Below are 16,473 nucleotides of genomic sequence, written 5' to 3' on the forward strand. Positions count from 1 at the left end.
AGTTGATTATTGTGAGCGGGATCAGTGCTTGAGGCGCCCGAGGACAATGGCGTCCTCCCGGCCCCAGCAGAGGGGGATCGCCTCTCCGACCTTGACCGGATTGGCGAAGAAATCGGTGTCGGAGAGGATCGCGGTAAAATCCTCGACGCCGGCGCCGTTGACCGACAGCTTCACTGAGGAACCGCGATATTCGAAATTGGTGATCGAGCCGGTAAAGCCGAGGCCCGTCTCGGACGGCTGGCCGATCCGGACATGATCGGTGCGGATGGCGATATCGGCCTGATCGGTCAATTCGCCATTATCGCCGACGGCAAGGAAATCGGCACCGGCCGGCACGGACAGCATCAGTTCCTGGCCCGCGCTTTTGGTGACGCGACCGGAAATGACGTTGTGGTCACCCATGAACTTCGCGACGAAGGCCGTCGCCGGCTTCTCAAACACGACGCGCGGATGAGCCGCCTGCTCGATGCGGCCGTCGTTCATGATGACGATGATATCGGCAAGCGCCATCGCCTCTTCCTGGCTGTGGGTCACATGCACGAACGTGATGCCGAGCGAGGTCTGCAGTTTCTTCAACTCCGCGCGCATGCGGATCTTCAAAAACGGATCGAGCGCCGAAAGCGGCTCATCGAGCAACAGGGCTTCGGGATCGGTGATGAGCGCACGCGCCAGCGCCACGCGCTGCTGCTGACCGCCGGAAAGCTGGGCCGGACGGCGCGTCGCATAGCCTTCCATCTGCATCAGCCGCAGCAGGTCCATCGCCTTGGCACGGCGGACATTCTTGTCGACGCCCTTCATCTTCAGGGAGAAAGCGACGTTGTCGACGAGATCGAGATGCGGAAACAGCGCGTAGGACTGGAACATCATCGCCGTGCCGCGTTTGGCGGGCGGAAGATCCGTGACCACCGTGTTGCCGAGCCGCACGTCGCCCGACGTGATGCTCTCGTGTCCGGCGATCATTCTCAGCGTCGACGTCTTGCCGCAGCCGGACGGGCCGAGCAGGCAGCAATAGGTGCCGGCCGGGATCTTGAGACTGATCGCATGGACCGCCGTCGTCGTCCCATAGGTCTTGGTGACGGAGGCGATATCGATTTCGGCGGCTTTGCTCATTCGTGGCTCCCTGCTTGGGAAATGAGATGCATCCGCCGTGCCAGTTTCCCTAAGCCTTTGGCACTGCTGGAACTTCAATCCGGTCAGAAATGAGTTTTGCGTGCAGTGCGCAAAAATCATGCGATCGATGCCGATCCCATGCGCAAATCGTATGCAATCCTTGCCGTGGATCGAAGACATCCGTTCTGGCAATCTCTATTTGTCTGGAGTAATGGAGATTAACGGGATGTGGTGATGAGTATCAGCGAGCAGATCATTCTCAGCGAGACGACGCCGGAAGACCGGTCTATGGCGATACGCGAAGCGCTGCGCAACGCGATCATCGACCGTCGCCTGGCGCCGGGAACCAAGCTTTCGGAAGCCGAAGTCGGCTCGCTGTTCGATGTCAGTCGCACCGTCGCCCGCGCCGCGCTGCAGATGCTGACCTTCGAAGGCCTGGTAAAGACCGAGCGAAACCGCGGCGCCTTCGTCTCCAATCCGTCGCCGGACGAAGCACGCCAGATCTTTGCCTCGCGCCGGCTGATCGAGCCCGGCATCGTCGCGGCCGCGCTCGAACGTATCACGCTTGACGACATCGAGCAGTTCCGGCGCCAGCTTGAGGAAGAAGAGCGCTACATGACCGAGCGCGGTCCGGCCGCACGCCGCGCCGAGATCAAGGCATCGGGAGATTTCCACCTGATGCTGGCTTCGGTCGCCGGAAATGCCATTCTCCAGCGCTTCATGGACGAATTGATAGCCCGCTCTTCACTGGTGATCGCGCTTTACGGCCGATCAGGTGTGTCGAGCTGCGGCCACAGCGAGCACTTCGCGATCCTCGACGCGCTCAAGGACGGCGATGGCGACCGGGCAGCCGCTCTGATGCTGCACCATATCGATCATATCGAGGCTGATCTCGACCTCCAGGAGAAGCAGGGTCTCGGCTTGAAAGACGCGCTCGCGATCGGCTGATCGATCGCTATCTTCGCACTTACCTAGCCTATATTGCAGTGCGAAACCGCGTTGACTCTGTTTCGGAAGCTCTGTCTATTTGTTCCATGCTTTGCCGGTTCACTCCGCCGAGCCAATAAACGGGAACAGCCATCGGCACGCGTATGCCGATAACGTGGAGACATCACCAATGCTGAAGAGACACCTGCTGAAGGCCGCCGTCGGCGCCGCACTTCTCGTAACCACGGCGTTTTCCGCCCATGCCGCAGATGACGCGCTTGCCCGCATCAAGGCGGCCGGCGTCATGAAGGTCGGCACGGAAACCGCCTTTGCTCCTTTCGACTTTATCGATGCCGGCACGCATACGGGCCTCAACGTCGATTTCTTCGCAGAACTCGGCAAGGATCTCGGCGTCAAGATCGAATGGGTCGAGCTTCCCTGGGATGGCGTCTTCCCGGCGCTGGAAGCCGGCAAGTTCGATTTCGTCGCGGGCCCTGCCACCATCACCAAGGCACGCCTGGAACGCTTCAAGATGACCGCGCCGATCGCTGAAGCCACCGTCGCCATCCTGAAGAAAGCCGGCGATACATCGATCACCAAGCCTGAAGACATTGCCGGCAAGGCCGTCGGCGCCGGCAAGGCGACCGCGCAGCTTGCTCAGCTGCAGCAATATTCCGAGACTCTTCCGACCAAGGTGACCGCCCGCGAATACGTTTCCTTCAACGACGCCTACGCGGATCTGGCTGCCGGCCGTATCGTCGCCGTCGCAAATTCGCTGCCGAACATTGCCTTCGTCGCAAAGCAGCGCGCCGGCGTCTTCGAAGTGGTGACGCCCGCCTTCGGCAAGAAGGCCTATTTCGGCTTCATCGGCAAGAAGGACGCCGACAGCGCGAGCCTCGTCGAATACGTCAATTCCGAAGTCATCAAGATGAAGAAGGACGGGCGCCTCGCCAAGCTGCAGGAAAAGTGGTTCGGCACAACGTTCGATACGCCGGACGAAGTGAAAGAACCTGCGTTCTAACAAACCTTGCGAACGGGCAGGATACGACAGGTCGTGTCCTGCCCGCTTCACCCACTGCTCCATCCGCCCGCCGCATCCCCCGGGCGAGACGTGACGACAGATGACGTTCAAACTATTCACGCTTCTTCTGCAGGCGGCGCTGTCGACCATCGGCATCAGCCTGGTCTCGATTGTGATCGGGTTCGTGATCGCGATCCTGCTTTCGGCCGCGACCCTGTCCGGCAAGGCGATCTACTCCGCACCCGCAAGGCTGTTCGTCAGCTTCTTCCGCGGCGTGCCGCTGCTCGTCCAGTTGCTGCTGATCTACACGCTGCTGCCGGCGATTGGCCTCAACGTGCCGAGCATTGTCGCGGCGATTATCGGATTGTCGCTATGCACCGCCGCCTATCAGGCGGAAAACCTGCGCGGCGGCTTCTCCAGCGTGCCGAAAGGCCTGATCGAGGCAGCTGAGGTGACGGGCTTCAATCCGCTGCAGATCTTTGCGCGTATCCAGGTGCCGATCGCTCTGCGGCTGACGCTTCCGACGCTGGTCAACGAATCGATCATGATCCTCAAGGCATCGTCGCTCGTGTCGGTCGTCGGGATTATCGAGCTGACAAAGATGGCGCAGGATCTGGCCTCCAGCACCTACCAGCCGATCCCGATCTTTCTGAGTGCCGGACTGGTCTATTTCGTGATCTGCTCGACGATTGCTCTGCTCGGTCGATACGCGGAAAGATCCATGGCGAGGACCTCCGCATGATGTTCAATCCTCAGGTCATCATCGAAAAGCTGCCCGAACTCGGCAGCGGGCTGTTCGTCACGCTCCTGCTCTGGATCGCCGGCATTGCCGGTGGCGTCGTCATCGGCTTTCTCGTGGCAACCGCCCGCCGCTTCGGTGGGTTCGCGACCAACGCCGTCCTCGGCTCCGTTGTCGAAGTGCTGCGCGGCACGCCCTTCCTGATCCAGATCTTTCTTCTCTATTACGGCGGTCCGTTCGTCGGCCTGATGCTGGACCCGATCCCCTGCGGCGTCATCGGACTGACCGTCTACAGCGCCGCCTATTACAGCGAGATCTTCCGAGCCGGCTTTGCCGCCGTGCCAACCGGCCATGTGGAGGCTGCCGCCTGCCTCGGCATGACGCGCCTGCAGACGATCCGCCGCATTCAGATCCCGGAAATGGCACTGATCGTGCTGCCGCCGGCGGTCAACCTTTCGGTCATCCTGCTGAAGGAATCCGCCGTTCTGTCGATCATCACCGTGCCGGAACTGACGGCCACCGTCAGCGCCATCGGCTCGCAGCAATACGCCTATCTCGAAGCGATCTTCATTCTCGCTGTCGTCTACTGGGCACTTGTCGAGCTGACCGACCGGCTTGGCCGCGCCGCCGAATACCGGCTTTCCCGTTTGAGGTTTTCGAAAGCATGACCCTACCCGCCATCACCATCCGCAACCTGGTCAAGCGGTTCGGAGAGACGACCGTTCTGCAGGATATCAATCTCGAGATACCCGAGGGAAAGGTCTCCTGCCTGATCGGCCCTTCCGGCTCGGGCAAGAGCACGCTGTTGCGGTGCCTGGCGTTTCTGGAGGAATCAACCAGCGGCATGATCACAATCAACGGCGAGGCGCTCGGCTTTTTCGAAAAGCCCGACGGAATGCGCGAACGACTGCCTCCGGCGCAGATCCGCGCTGTGCGCGCGCAAACCGGCATGGTCTTCCAGCAGTTCAATCTCTGGCCGCACATGACGGCGCTCGGCAATGTCAGCGAAGCCCTGAAGATCGTCAGGAAGCTGTCGAAGGCAGACGCCGAGGAAAAGGCCATGGCACAGCTGCGCAAGGTTGGCCTGGAAAACCGCGCCGGCCATTACCCGTCGCAATTGTCCGGCGGTCAGCAGCAGAGGGTCGCCATCGCCCGCGCCCTGGCACTCGAGCCGAAGATCATGCTGTTTGACGAAGCGACATCAGCACTTGACCCGGAACTGACGGGCGAAGTGCTGAAAGTGATGCGGGATCTGGCCGATGAAGGCATGACGATGGTTGTCGTGACCCACGAGATCGGCTTTGCCGCCACCGTCGGCCAGCAGATCTCGTTTCTCGACCACGGCAAGCTGCTGTTTTCCGGCCCGCCCTCGGAGGTCTTTGCCAAGCCGCGCCATCCGCGTCTCGACCAGTTCCTCGATACCTATCTCGACCGCGGCGCCAGCATGCTGATCTGACGAGCGGTCAGAACCGCCGGGTCGGGCGGTCAAGCACGGTGCGGCCCATCAGGCTGGCGGTGAGGTCCACCAGAAGCGTGGCGGTACGGCCCCGTTCATCGAGGAACGGGTTGAGCTCGACCAGATCGAGGCTGGTGACGAGACCGCTGTCATGCAGCATTTCCATCACCAGATGCGCTTCGCGGAACGTAGCGCCGCCCGGCACCGTAGTTCCGACGGCGGGAGCGACCGACGGATCGAGGAAATCCACGTCGAGGCTGACATGCAGCAGACCGCCCGCGGCCTCGACCTTTTCGATAAACGAGCGCAGCACGGCGCCCACGCCATGTTCGTCGATCGCCCGCATATCATGCACCGTGATGTCACTCTTGTTGATCGCGGAGCGCTCCTGCGGATCGACGCTGCGGATGCCGATCATGCAGACATTGGCCGGATCGACCGGATGCGTCAGCGGCGGGAAATAGCCTTCAAACCCCGGTTGCCCCGTGAAATAGGCAACGGGAACGCCGTGCAGATTGCCGCTGCCGGTCGTTTCCAGCGTGTGGAAATCCGTATGCGCATCGACCCAGAGAACGAAAAGCGGTCGCTGCTTTTCGGACGCCGTGCGTGCCAGGCCCGCGACGATGCCGGCCGACATTGCGTGATCGCCGCCGAGAAAGATCGGCATGCCCTCGGCACTTTCGCGGTGGGCGATCTTGGTCAGCAGTTCGACCCAGGCGACGATCTGAGGCAGTCGGCGAACCGCCGGGTTGGGATGGGTGATATCAGAGACCGGCGGCAGCGCCAGATTGCCGAGATCGCTGACCTGATGGCCGAGATCGGCGAGCGCGCCGGCAAGGCCTGCGGTGCGCAACGCACTCGGCCCCATCTCGCAACCGAGCTGGGATGCTCCATCCTGAAGGGGAACGCCGATGAGTTTGCAATGCATGCTGTTTTTCCGTCGCTGACCGAATCTTCGGGCTCAAGACCTATCACGGAACGCGGCCGATAGGCAGCAGTCAGCCTCATCCTTAAGAAAATGGGGCGGAGGAAGGAGTGGGGCCTCGTATCCCACTCCCTCCGATGTCAGAGCGCTGCGCGCGTGTCGTGCCTGGCGAGGCGTGCGAGCAGATAGTCCACCTCTGCCTTGGCGGCCTGCGTCAGCATCTGGGCTGGCTTGCGCTGCGCATCGGAGGCAATCACGCCGCGGCGCTTGAGCACGTGCTTGCGCACGGCAAGACCGATGCCGAGCTGCTGCTCGTAGCGGATCAGCGGCAGATGCGCATCGAACAGATCATGCGCCTCGTCGCGCTTGCCGGCAGCAAAAAGCTCGACCAGCTCGGTCAGCATATCCGGGAAACCGTAGCCGGTCATTGCCCCATCGGCGCCGCGCTCCGGCTCGAAATCGAGGAACATGCCGCCATTGCCGCAGAGAATGGAGAACGGCCGCAACTCTCCGGCCTTCTGCATCGCGCGCAGCCTGGAAATCTTTTCAAGACCCGGCCAGTCCTCATGCTTCAGCATCAGGCAGGAGGGATGGTTGGTGATGATCTTGGCGACCACGCTGGTTGCGATCACCGTGTTGAGCGTCAGCGGATAGTCCTGCAGCACCCATGGCACGTCTTCACCAACCGCTTCCACGGCGCCTGCAAAATAATTTATGGTCTGGTCGTCGGTCTTGGCGCCCTGCCCCGGCGCGATCATCACGCCTGCGGCACCCATGTCCATGGAGGAGCGAGCGAGCGACCGCATGGCGGCGAAACCGGGCGCCGACACGCCGACGATGATCGGCACCTTGGCACGGGAAACCACGCGCTTGATGATCGCGCGGCTTTCATCCGCCTCCAGCTTCGGCGCCTCTCCCATGATGCCGAGAATGGTAATGCCGGTGCAGCCGCTCTCCTCATAGAAATCGGTCAGCCGATCGACGGAATCGAAATCGATCGAACCATCCTCATGAAACGGTGTCGCGGCAATGGCGTAAACGCCCTTGGTTTCGGCATTGAATGTCATGAAATCTCCTCTCAGTATCGAACGAGCTGCAGGGTAATTCGCGTCAGGACCTCCGGTAATAGCAAAGGCCTGTCCGACTCCGGCTGTTCGACCGGTATCATGATGTGGACGAAGAACACCATGCCCGCCATTCCGATCGGCGGAGTTACGGTTTCAAGCCGTCCTCCGTCACCGATCTCAAAGCGAATCAGACCCGTTTGCCACCCTGGGCAACGAGACGTCCACCCTTGAACACACGCCTGTTGCCGGGGAAAGCAACGACCGCTTCCGGAATATTGGCAGCCGAAAGCGTCACGAAATCGGCTTTCGCGCCAATCTCGATACCATAGGACTCGATCCGCAGCGCCTTGGCGCTTTCAGACGTGACGATATCGAACACTGCCTTCAGGTCCTCGTCGGTATAGAAGCCCGAGCGATAGCCGATGATTTCCGCCCGGTGCAGCATGTCGCCATCGCCATAGGGCCACCAGCTGTCGCGAATATTGTCGCTGCCGCTGAACACGGTGACGCCTTCTCGCCGCAACAGAGCGACCGGCGGGAAATTGTGGTTGCCCGGCGCATTGGTCATGATCGAAACGCCGCTTTTCGCAATCGTTGCGGCAATTTTGCGCGCCGCATCAGCGCCGAGATCCCCAAGCCCATAGGCATGGCTGATCGCGACATGGCCCTGCATGCCGAGCGCCACCGTGCGGGCGCAGATTTCCTCGATGGTAAACGCGCCCATGCTGCCGGCATCGTGGAGGTGAATGTCGATATCGACGCCGTGCTTTTCGGCAACGCCGAAGACCACATCGAGATGGCCGGTGACGTCACGGTCGAAACTGGCCGGATCGAGACCGCCGACCAGATCGGCACCAAGCCTGATCGCCTCGTCCAGCAAGTCCGGCGTTCCGGGGCTCTTGAGGATGCCGCTCTGGGGAAAGGCCACCAGCTGGAGATCGATGAGATCCCTATAGTCCTCGCGAACCGCCAGGACCGTCTCCAGCGATTTCAGCCCGACCGAACCATCGACCATCACGTGGCTGCGCATGGAAAGCGTGCCATTGGCGATGCAGAGATCGAGCTGATCGCGGGCCCGCTTGTCCATCGGCGCCGCGGCGGCCATGTTCTCCGCCTGGAAGGTGACCCGCTCCTGCACGTCGAAACCGTTGGTGCAGGGCCGATGCGGCATCCATTTATCGCCGTAGAAGCTCGTATCCAGATGGATGTGCCCTTCGACAAAACCCGGAACCAGCAACTCGCCGCCGATGTCGATGACCTCGGCAGAAGGAGTAACCGAGCCTGCTGCTTCAATCGCAGATATCCGCCCCGACTCGACGTGAATATCGCGCAGAACGCCCTCCGCCAGCCTGGCATTGGTGAAAACCGTCGTGCTTTTGGTCATGGGCTTCCTCAAATTCTAGCATCGTTTACAGCGTCAGGTCGGCGGCAACCCCCTGGTTTATACGGCTTATTGCCCGCTATGCGACCAATATCCGATCAAGATAACGGAGTTAGGTGTCGCGGCAGGCTTGCTCGCCAGAGATATCAATGCTTAAGATACTTTGCGTAGTCGGTGGCAAGAAAATTTGGCGTTGATACGGGCCGGGCATCACGGTGTTCATGGTGCTGGGGTTGATAGTGAAGCGGTGGCGCTATAGTTTGCCCATCGCAATTTCGCGGATTACATAGGAAACAGGTTTCTCATGGCGACAGGTACGGTTAAATTCTTCAACGACGACAAGGGCTTCGGCTTCATCACGCCTGAGAATGGCGGCCAGGACGTGTTCGTTCACGTTTCTGCTCTGCAGCGCGGCGGCTCGCTTCGCGAAGGTGACAAGGTCAGCTTCGAAGTCGGACAGGATCGCAAGACCGGTAAATCGAAGGCTGAAAACGTCTCGGTTCTCTAAGCGACGATAAAAAGCGCCTAGCCTGCTTTAGGGTGGGCTAGGCACATTCTGCGGGTTAATCCATCGGTTGTGCCGCCAAATATGGCTGGAAACCGAACCAAGTCTCACCGGTTCATTCGGCTGAGATCCAGTGCACGGTTGCGAATGATCGCCTCCATCGCGAAAAAGCCCGTCACCGTCGCGAGATCGAAATTCGTGATGAGCTTCTGATAAAATGCGTCATACCCTGATATTCCGCGGGTCACGACCTTGATCAGATAATCCCAATCTCCCCCGATCCTGTAAAAGTCGATCACCTCCGGCAGGCGATCGACATGCCTGCGAAAATCGTCAGCCCATTCCTTGGAATGGTGGCGTGTGCGAATCATCACAATGACCGTCAGATCGAAGCCCAGCAGGTCGAGATCGATCTCGGATCGGGCATTGCCGATGATCCCGCTTGCCTGCAGACGCTGCAGCCTGCGCCAGCATGCATTTTGCGAAAGTCCGACATGCTCTGCCAAATCACGCTGCGACAAGGCCGAGTTGCGTTGCAGGCTCGTGAGGATTCGTAGATCGATTTCATCGAAATTCAGGTCTTTCTCGATCATTTGACACAGTTCCTGGCAAAATCAGCGAAAATACGGTGAAGAATTCAGACCCTGCTTCAGTTTATAATCGCAGTCAACTCGTCAAGGAGATCGACAATGCGCCAGCTGGCTGACTGCATGCCACGAACCGAACCCGAAACTGCTCTTCAGGGATTTCGTCGCAGTCTGGCTGTCGCAGATCCGATTGCAGCACTGACCTCGGGAATGATTGGCGCATCCGCCAAGGTGGACGGGCCATACGGCCTGAAGGATCTCATCTACGCCGATTATGTGGCGTCAGGACGGGCGCTCCGGCAGGTGGAAACCTTCGTTCTTGAAGAGGTCCTGCCTTACTATGCCAACAGCCATACGGAAGCGTCCTTTTGCGGAGCGATGATGACCCGCATGCGCCGTGAAGCGCGTGCCACTATCGCCGAATGCTGTGGCGCCGACAGCCGCCATGCGGTGATCTTTGCCGGATCCGGCGCAACGGCCGGCATCAACCGCCTGGTCAAGTTGCTCGGCGTCGAGGATGCAGTCACTACCGGCAAACCCGCCCGGGTCATCATCGGCCCCTACGAGCATCATTCGAACATCCTCCCCTGGCGGGAAAGCGGCGCTGAGATCATCGAAATTCAGGAAGGTTGCGGTGGTGGCCCTGACCTCATCCTCCTGGAAAAGGCTCTTAAGGACAGCAGGGACGTTCTGACGATCTGCTCGTTTTCGGCCGCATCGAACATCACCGGTATCCTGACGGATATCGAAGCGGTCACCCGGCTCGCAAAATCGGCAGGCGCAAAGATCCTCTGGGATTTCGCCGGCGCAGGTCCCTATATCCCAATCACGATGACACCGGCTGAAGGCGCCGAGATCGACGCCATCGTCGTATCGCCCCATAAATTCCTCGGTGGCCCCGGTGCCTCCGGTATCCTCGTGGTCAGACGCGATGCAGTCGTCACTACAAAACCCTCTTGGCCAGGCGGCGGCACCGTCAAATTCGTCTCCCCGACGGGCCACGATTACAGCGACAATATCGAAGCGCGCGAAGAAGCCGGAACCCCCAACGTCATCGGCGATATCCGCGCTGCACTCGCCTTCTTGGTCAAGCACGCAATCGGCCTCGAGAGAATTGCGAGCCTGAACGAGAATTTCACCGCGCGCGCATTCGAGGCTTGGCAGGGCATTCCCCAGATCGAGCTGTTGGGCTCGATGAGCATGTCGAGACTGCCGATCTTTTCGTTTCGCATCAGGGATGGAAAGGGTGGCTATGTGCATCAGCAGCTGATCACCCGCATGCTTTCCGATCGCTTCGGCATACAGGCACGCGGCGGCTGCGCCTGCGCCGGCCCCTATGTCCACCGCCTCCTGTCGATCGATGACGAGCATTCGGAGCGGATCAGGCAATCGATCCGGAACGGCAACGAAATCGAGAAACCGGGTTTCACCCGGCTCAATCTGAGCGTTCTCCATTCCGAGGAAAAAGTCAGGTTCATCCTTGAAGCGGTGATCCAACTCGCCCGGGATGCCCCTTCGCATACAGCGTCATACATGGTCGATCGCAGCCGGGCGATATTCTCGCCCCTCGCTCAACCGTTGGAGGCGACGGCATAGGCTTTTGCCAAACGCCTACCATTTGGCGTGCCCACCCGGCCGCCTTGCGGGTATGACCCCCGTGACATAGCGCAACCTACCAGCGGAGGATGACGCTTTCGTGCTCAAGTTGATCAGGCGCTGGTCATGATTCCTGGCTCCGAGGGTGAGGCGAACTCATTAAGAGTTTCGCGGATAGTGCGCGTACCGTCAGATCAGCTTTTGCAACGTCAGCGCGATCGGGCCCTTCGCGCGCGCGTTTTTCTTTTTTGAAAACCATTTGACTAAATACGTGAGCGCTGACACACTTTCGTCATTCGGAGACATTCGAAATGGCGCTGCGCGGTACCAACCAGGAATCCGGAAGGCCCTACAACAGACGGATCGTCTTGGAAGCGATCCGCCTGACTGGTCCGACGACGCGTGGCGAAATTGCCGAACGGGTTCACCTCACCGTACAGACTGTCTCTACCATTGTCCGGGAACTCGAAGAACAAGAGCTCATCGTCTCGGTGCGCGAAAAGCCTCGGGGCCGCGGTATTCCGCCCTCGAAGCTGACCGTCAATCCGGAGGGTGGGCATGCGGTCGGCGTTCACCTGACGCCGCTTGGCATCGACGTTGCCTTGGTCAATCTGCGCGGTGATGTCGTCGAGAGCCGCCACCGCAGCGCGTCCAACCCGACGCCGGACGAAGCCTTCGCTCTGATTGGCGAGATGGTGGACGAACTCAAGGCAAGCCCATGCCGCGGCCGCCTGCTGGGCGCCGGACTGGCTTTGCCCGGGCCGTTCGACGTGGAATCCATCAGCTTCGTTGGCCCGACAACGATGACCGGCTGGAAAGACGTCGACATCAATTCCCGCCTCACAGAGGCGACAGGTCTGCCGGCCTTTATGGAAAACGACATGGCGGCAGCGGCGCTCGGCGAGCAGCTCTACGGTCTCGGCCAACAGATTTCGGATTACTATTACCTGTTCTTCGGCGTCGGCCTTGGCGGCGCGATGATGCATGACGGGACAGTGATGCGCGGCGCCTGGGGCAATGCCGGCGAAATCGGCCATATCCCCGCCGTTCCGGATGGCGAGCCCTGCCCCTGCGGCAACAATGGCTGCCTTGAGCGCTATCTTTCGCTCGAGGCCTTCACTCGGCGCGGCCTGCCCGAGGCCGAATGGGTCCGCGAGATCGCGCCGATCTTTCGCAATGCCATCCGCACGATCGAAAACCTTTTCGATCCAGAGACTGTCGTGCTCGGTGGCCTGGCGCCGCAGTCTTTGATCGAGCGGCTTGCCGCACTGGCCGACGGCCTGAGCAATTCGGTTTCCGCCCGCACCAACCGCCCGCATCCACGTGTCGTCGTCGCCAGTGACTGCCAGCATTCGGCACTCCGAGGTGCAGCCGCGCTAGCCGTTTTCGGCGTCCTGTCGCCGCGCTTCGGCCAGATGTTCGAGACTTCAGAGAAGGGGACTGTCGAATGACCGAAAAACTGCTTGTCCTGAATGATATCCGCAAGAATTTCGGCGCGATCGAAGCGCTCAAGGGCATCAGTTTCTCGATCGGAAAGGGCGAAGTGGTCGCCCTTCTTGGCGACAACGGCGCAGGCAAGTCCACGCTTGTGAAGATCATCTCGGGTGGTCTGCAACCCACGTCAGGTCAGATGCTCTTCGAAGGCGAAGAGTTCGAGGCAAAGACGCCTGCCGAGGCCAAGGCAGCCGGCATCGAGACGGTCTACCAAGACCTGTCTCTCTGCACCAATGTGGACGTCGTCGCCAATTTCTTCATGGGCCGCGAGATCACCCGCAAGATCGCGGGCATCCCCTTCCTCGATGAGCGTGCGATGGAGGAAATCACGACCAAGGCACTGACCAGTGCCGGCACCCGCATTCCCTCCATGCGCACCAAGGTCGAGCATCTGTCCGGCGGCCAGCGGCAGGCGATCGAGCTCAACCGTTTTGCCCATTGGGGTGGCAAGCTCCTCTTGCTGGACGAGCCGTTCGCCGCACTTGGGGTCGAACAGACGCGGCGGGGATTGGACATGATCCGCCATGTCGCCAGCCAGGGCATCGGTGTCGTCATCATCACCCACATCATGCAGCAGGCCTTTCAGGTCGCAGACCGCATCGTCGTCATCCGCCACGGCGTCGTCGCCGGCGATGTCGACAGAACCAAGACAAGCCCGGATGCAGTGATCGAAATGATCACAGGGCAAACCCTCACCGGCGCCGGACCGGTGGGCAAACAATGACAAGGGGTCCGGCGTAAAACTGGAGAGAACGATCATGAGACGAATAATGCTAAGCTTGCTGAGCGTTTTGGTGCTCGGCCTTTCAATGCTCACAACGGCGGCCGCACAGTCCAAGGGTACGGTCTATTATCTTGTGCCGACACTGCTCGACGAATTCCAGACCGGCTCGGTCAGCGCCTTGGAAATGTTTCTGAAGCAGACCGGCTACGAGATGAAAACCCTTAACGCCGACAACAAGACAGACGCACAGCAGTCGCAGATGAACGACGTCATCGCCTTGAAGCCGGCGGCGATCATCCTCGCCGCTGTCGACTTCAACGCATTGAAACCATCCATCGAGGCAGCCCGTGCGGCCGGTATTCCGGTCGTCGAGTTCGACCGTCAGGTCACCTCGACCGTGTCAGACTTCACCTCGGTCGCCGGGACGATCGAGATCGGCCATGTTGCCGCGCAACAGGCTGAAGCGATGCTCAAGGCGAAGAATGGCGACGTGAAGGGCAAGATCCTGCAGGTTCTGGGCGACCCTGGCGATCCCTACACGCTCGATATCCAGAAGGGCTTCGAAGAGAAGATGAAGGCCTTCCCGAAGGTGACCATCATCTCTGTGCCCGCCATGCAGTGGGAAGCCAGCAATGCAGGGACGATCGTCTCCGATCAGATGCTGGCCAATCCCGATATCAACCTGATCTTCCTGCATGCAGCCCATCTTTCGGTTGCAGCCGTCGCCTCGCTTGAGTCCGCTGGCAAGAAACCAGGTGACGTCATGATGATGAGCTCGAACGGCGCTCCCGTCGGCCTCGATCTGATCCGCAAGGGCTGGCTCAATACCGAAGTCGAGCAACCGCTTTATGCCCAGGCGGCAGCCATTGCCATGTTCATGGACAAGATCGTCGGCAAGCAGGAAATCAAGGCCGGCGACTATGATGTGCTTGGCCTGAAAGGGGTCGTGACGAAGGAAGCCTGGGGGCCGAACATCAAGATCCCGGGTGCCGCGATCACCAAGGAGAATGTCGACAACCCGGCCTTCTGGGGCAACATGAAAGCGCCGACAGCCTCGATCAAATCCGTCGAATAACAACCCTTCATCCGGGGTTGAAAGACCCCGGACTCCTTCCCTCAAGTCCGGATTTGCCGCATGACGCCCCGTACGCGCAAAAGTCTAGAATCTGTACTCGATAACCTCGTCTGGTTCATGCTCATCGTTGTGCTTGTCCTGTTTTCGGCCCTGATCCCGAACTATTTCCAGATCGGCATTTTCACAAACATCATCGAAGCGTCGAGCGTGCTGGGCGTGATGTCGATCGGCCTGGCTCTGGTGATCATCGCCGGCCATATGGACCTTTCGGTAGAATCCGTTGCCGCTTTGGCCGCCATGGCGGTCGGCATCCTTTTCTGCTCGGCAGGGATCGGCATGGGGATGAAGCTCTCACCGCAATGGCTGATGATCCCAGCGTCACTGCTCGTTGCCTGCGGGATCGGCGCATTGATCGGTCTCTTCAACGGCTTCCTTGTCGTGAAACTGAAGATGAGCGCCTTCATCATCACGCTTGCCTCCTTCATTTGGGTGCGCGGCATCGTGCTGGCGGTTTCCGGCGGACGCTCCGCCCAGGATCTGGATCCGGCCATCCGCTGGTTCGCCATCGAGCGCGTGGCTGGCATTCCGCTGTCAGCCTGGATTGCGATTGCCTGTTTCGTGGTCTTTTCGGTGCTGATGGCCAGGACGCCATTCGGCCGGCACCTGGTAATGATCGGCGGGAACGAGACCGCCGCTTACCGCGCCGGCATTCGCGTCACCCGCAACCTGATCATCGCCTTTGTACTGGCAGGCGCCATCGCCGGCCTGGCTGGATGGCTGCTTGCCATACGCACATCAGGCGCCACGGCAAACCTCGGCGTTGGGCTGCTGTTCAACGCCTTTGCGGCAGTCGTCATCGGTGGTGTCAGCCTCAAGGGCGGTGTCGGTGCGCTGCCCGGCGTCTACGCCGGAGTGCTGCTCCTCTCGTCCATCAACACCGCCATCAACCTGATGGGCCTGCCGGCAAACTATACCCAGGTCATCCACGGCTTCCTGGTGCTTGCAGCGGTTCTTCTCGATACGTTCAAACAAAGGCTCCGCCAGAGGCTCGCATGACAGACAGATTGAAAGACAAGGTGGCGCTGGTCATCGGCGCATCGCGCGGCATCGGCAAGGCAATCGCCGTCCGCTTCCAGGAGGAAGGCGCAAAGCTGGTGCTGGCTGATTCCGAGGCCGACGACGGCAAGGCGGCAGCCGATGATCTCGACATCGACTTCGTCCACACCGACATCTCGAAGATGGAAGACGCCGTTGCCGCGGTCGAATTCACACTCGAACGTCACGGGCGGCTCGACATCATCGTCCAGAACGCCGGCATCTATCCGTGGCAGCTCATCGAGAATACGTCTCCGGAAGACTGGGACAGCGTGATGGGGGTCAATCTGCGTGGATGCTTCAACGCCGCACGCGCCGCGCTGACGCCGATGAAAAAGCAGGGCTCGGGGCGTATCCTGTTTACGTCATCCATCACCGGCCCGCATGTTACAAGCCCGGGCCACGGCCACTACGCGGCGAGCAAGGCTGGCATCAACGGCTTCATTCGCTCAGCGGCGCTGGAGTTCTCGTCCTACGGCATCAATGTCAATGGCGTCGAGCCCGGCAACATATTGACGGAAGCGATCCAGCTGCATCGTAGCGCCGCCTTCATCAAGAACATGGAGGACGCAATTCCGCTCGCCCGCCTCGGCTCGCCGCGCGACGTTGCCAATGCCTTCCTGTTTCTCGCCTCCGACGATGCGAGCTATGTGACCGGCACCACCATCGTCGTCGATGGCGGGCAACTCCTGCCGGAAGGCGCGGACTTCAGGCTCCTGCCATCCTGATCATTTCCAGCATCCGGGACCAGCTCTGTGTCGATCGTCGACG

The 16,473-nt window shown here is 60.3% G+C and carries 17 protein-coding genes; 12 read left to right on the forward strand and 5 right to left on the reverse strand.

Translation table 11 applies throughout. From position 1 onward, the window contains the following. Window positions 1–21: 21 nt before the first annotated feature. Window positions 22–1,110: an ABC transporter ATP-binding protein gene (locus tag ACQY1K_RS16285; RefSeq protein WP_430257870.1), complete on the reverse strand. Its 1,089-nt coding sequence runs from the start codon at window positions 1,108–1,110 to the stop codon at window positions 22–24. A 234-nt stretch (window positions 1,111–1,344) separates the two neighbouring features. Here ACQY1K_RS16285 and ACQY1K_RS16290 point away from each other — a divergent pair, with 234 nt between their 5' ends. The 5 genes from ACQY1K_RS16290 (at window position 1,345) to ACQY1K_RS16310 (ending at window position 5,253) form a co-directional block, all read left to right on the forward strand. Further along, complete coding sequence (locus ACQY1K_RS16290; RefSeq protein WP_174197210.1) at window positions 1,345–2,058, forward strand: GntR family transcriptional regulator; 714 nt, start codon at window positions 1,345–1,347, stop codon at window positions 2,056–2,058. 169 nt (window positions 2,059–2,227) lie between these two features. Next, window positions 2,228–3,058, forward strand: coding sequence for a transporter substrate-binding domain-containing protein (locus ACQY1K_RS16295; protein ID WP_062581505.1), 831 nt, complete (start codon window positions 2,228–2,230; stop codon window positions 3,056–3,058). A 100-nt stretch (window positions 3,059–3,158) separates the two neighbouring features. Then, window positions 3,159–3,800 carry an amino acid ABC transporter permease gene (locus ACQY1K_RS16300; protein WP_430257871.1) on the forward strand — a complete coding sequence of 214 codons (642 nt, stop codon included), beginning with the start codon at window positions 3,159–3,161 and terminating at the stop codon, window positions 3,798–3,800. After that, complete coding sequence (locus tag ACQY1K_RS16305; protein ID WP_430257872.1) at window positions 3,797–4,465, forward strand: amino acid ABC transporter permease; 669 nt, start codon at window positions 3,797–3,799, stop codon at window positions 4,463–4,465. The genes ACQY1K_RS16300 and ACQY1K_RS16305 overlap by 4 nt, the downstream gene beginning before the upstream one ends. Continuing rightward, window positions 4,462–5,253, forward strand: a complete 792-nt coding sequence (locus tag ACQY1K_RS16310) for an amino acid ABC transporter ATP-binding protein (RefSeq protein WP_430257873.1) — start codon at window positions 4,462–4,464, stop codon at window positions 5,251–5,253. The genes ACQY1K_RS16305 and ACQY1K_RS16310 overlap by 4 nt, the downstream gene beginning before the upstream one ends. A 7-nt stretch (window positions 5,254–5,260) precedes the next feature. Here ACQY1K_RS16310 and rocF read toward each other — a convergent pair whose 3' ends face one another. From rocF to ACQY1K_RS16325, 3 genes are all read right to left on the reverse strand, one after another. Then, complete coding sequence (gene rocF / locus ACQY1K_RS16315) at window positions 5,261–6,181, reverse strand: arginase (RefSeq protein ID WP_430241702.1); 921 nt, start codon at window positions 6,179–6,181, stop codon at window positions 5,261–5,263. Window positions 6,182–6,318: 137 nt separating this feature from the next. Continuing rightward, window positions 6,319–7,245 carry a dihydrodipicolinate synthase family protein gene (locus tag ACQY1K_RS16320; RefSeq protein WP_430257874.1) on the reverse strand — a complete coding sequence of 309 codons (927 nt, stop codon included), beginning with the start codon at window positions 7,243–7,245 and terminating at the stop codon, window positions 6,319–6,321. Window positions 7,246–7,432: 187 nt separating this feature from the next. After that, on the reverse strand, window positions 7,433–8,629 hold the full coding sequence (locus ACQY1K_RS16325) for an amidohydrolase family protein (RefSeq protein WP_430257875.1): 1,197 nt from the start codon (window positions 8,627–8,629) through the stop codon (window positions 7,433–7,435). A 301-nt stretch (window positions 8,630–8,930) separates the two neighbouring features. Here ACQY1K_RS16325 and ACQY1K_RS16330 point away from each other — a divergent pair, with 301 nt between their 5' ends. Further along, a complete protein-coding gene (locus tag ACQY1K_RS16330) occupies window positions 8,931–9,134 on the forward strand; it encodes a cold-shock protein (protein WP_012760580.1) in 204 nt (67 codons plus the stop codon). A gap of 104 nt (window positions 9,135–9,238) precedes the next feature. Here the strand turns inward: ACQY1K_RS16330 and ACQY1K_RS16335 are convergent, their stop codons facing one another. Continuing rightward, window positions 9,239–9,724 (reverse strand): Lrp/AsnC family transcriptional regulator, encoded by a 486-nt coding sequence (locus ACQY1K_RS16335; protein ID WP_062462056.1) that lies wholly within the window; start codon window positions 9,722–9,724, stop codon window positions 9,239–9,241. A gap of 96 nt (window positions 9,725–9,820) precedes the next feature. On the opposite strand from ACQY1K_RS16335, the gene ACQY1K_RS16340 reads away from it, so the two are divergent. The 6 genes from ACQY1K_RS16340 to ACQY1K_RS16365 all read left to right on the forward strand — a co-directional run bounded on the left by ACQY1K_RS16340 (window position 9,821) and on the right by ACQY1K_RS16365 (window position 16,430). After that, window positions 9,821–11,314 carry an aminotransferase class V-fold PLP-dependent enzyme gene (locus tag ACQY1K_RS16340; RefSeq protein WP_430257876.1) on the forward strand — a complete coding sequence of 498 codons (1,494 nt, stop codon included), beginning with the start codon at window positions 9,821–9,823 and terminating at the stop codon, window positions 11,312–11,314. A gap of 311 nt (window positions 11,315–11,625) precedes the next feature. After that, window positions 11,626–12,765: an ROK family transcriptional regulator gene (locus ACQY1K_RS16345; protein WP_062581493.1), complete on the forward strand. Its 1,140-nt coding sequence runs from the start codon at window positions 11,626–11,628 to the stop codon at window positions 12,763–12,765. Beyond that, window positions 12,762–13,532 (forward strand): ATP-binding cassette domain-containing protein, encoded by a 771-nt coding sequence (locus ACQY1K_RS16350; RefSeq protein ID WP_062462050.1) that lies wholly within the window; start codon window positions 12,762–12,764, stop codon window positions 13,530–13,532. Before ACQY1K_RS16345 ends, ACQY1K_RS16350 begins: the two co-directional genes overlap by 4 nt. A gap of 34 nt (window positions 13,533–13,566) precedes the next feature. Next, window positions 13,567–14,607, forward strand: a complete 1,041-nt coding sequence (locus ACQY1K_RS16355) for a sugar ABC transporter substrate-binding protein (RefSeq protein ID WP_062581491.1) — start codon at window positions 13,567–13,569, stop codon at window positions 14,605–14,607. A 60-nt stretch (window positions 14,608–14,667) separates the two neighbouring features. Continuing rightward, window positions 14,668–15,663, forward strand: a complete 996-nt coding sequence (locus ACQY1K_RS16360) for an ABC transporter permease (protein ID WP_113111650.1) — start codon at window positions 14,668–14,670, stop codon at window positions 15,661–15,663. After that, on the forward strand, window positions 15,660–16,430 hold the full coding sequence (locus ACQY1K_RS16365; RefSeq protein WP_430257877.1) for an SDR family oxidoreductase: 771 nt from the start codon (window positions 15,660–15,662) through the stop codon (window positions 16,428–16,430). The genes ACQY1K_RS16360 and ACQY1K_RS16365 overlap by 4 nt, the downstream gene beginning before the upstream one ends. Window positions 16,431–16,473: the final 43 nt, after the last annotated feature.

It is taken from the genome of Neorhizobium sp. IRS_2294 (genome assembly GCF_050500145.1).
Lineage (GTDB): Bacteria > Pseudomonadota > Alphaproteobacteria > Rhizobiales > Rhizobiaceae > Neorhizobium > Neorhizobium soli.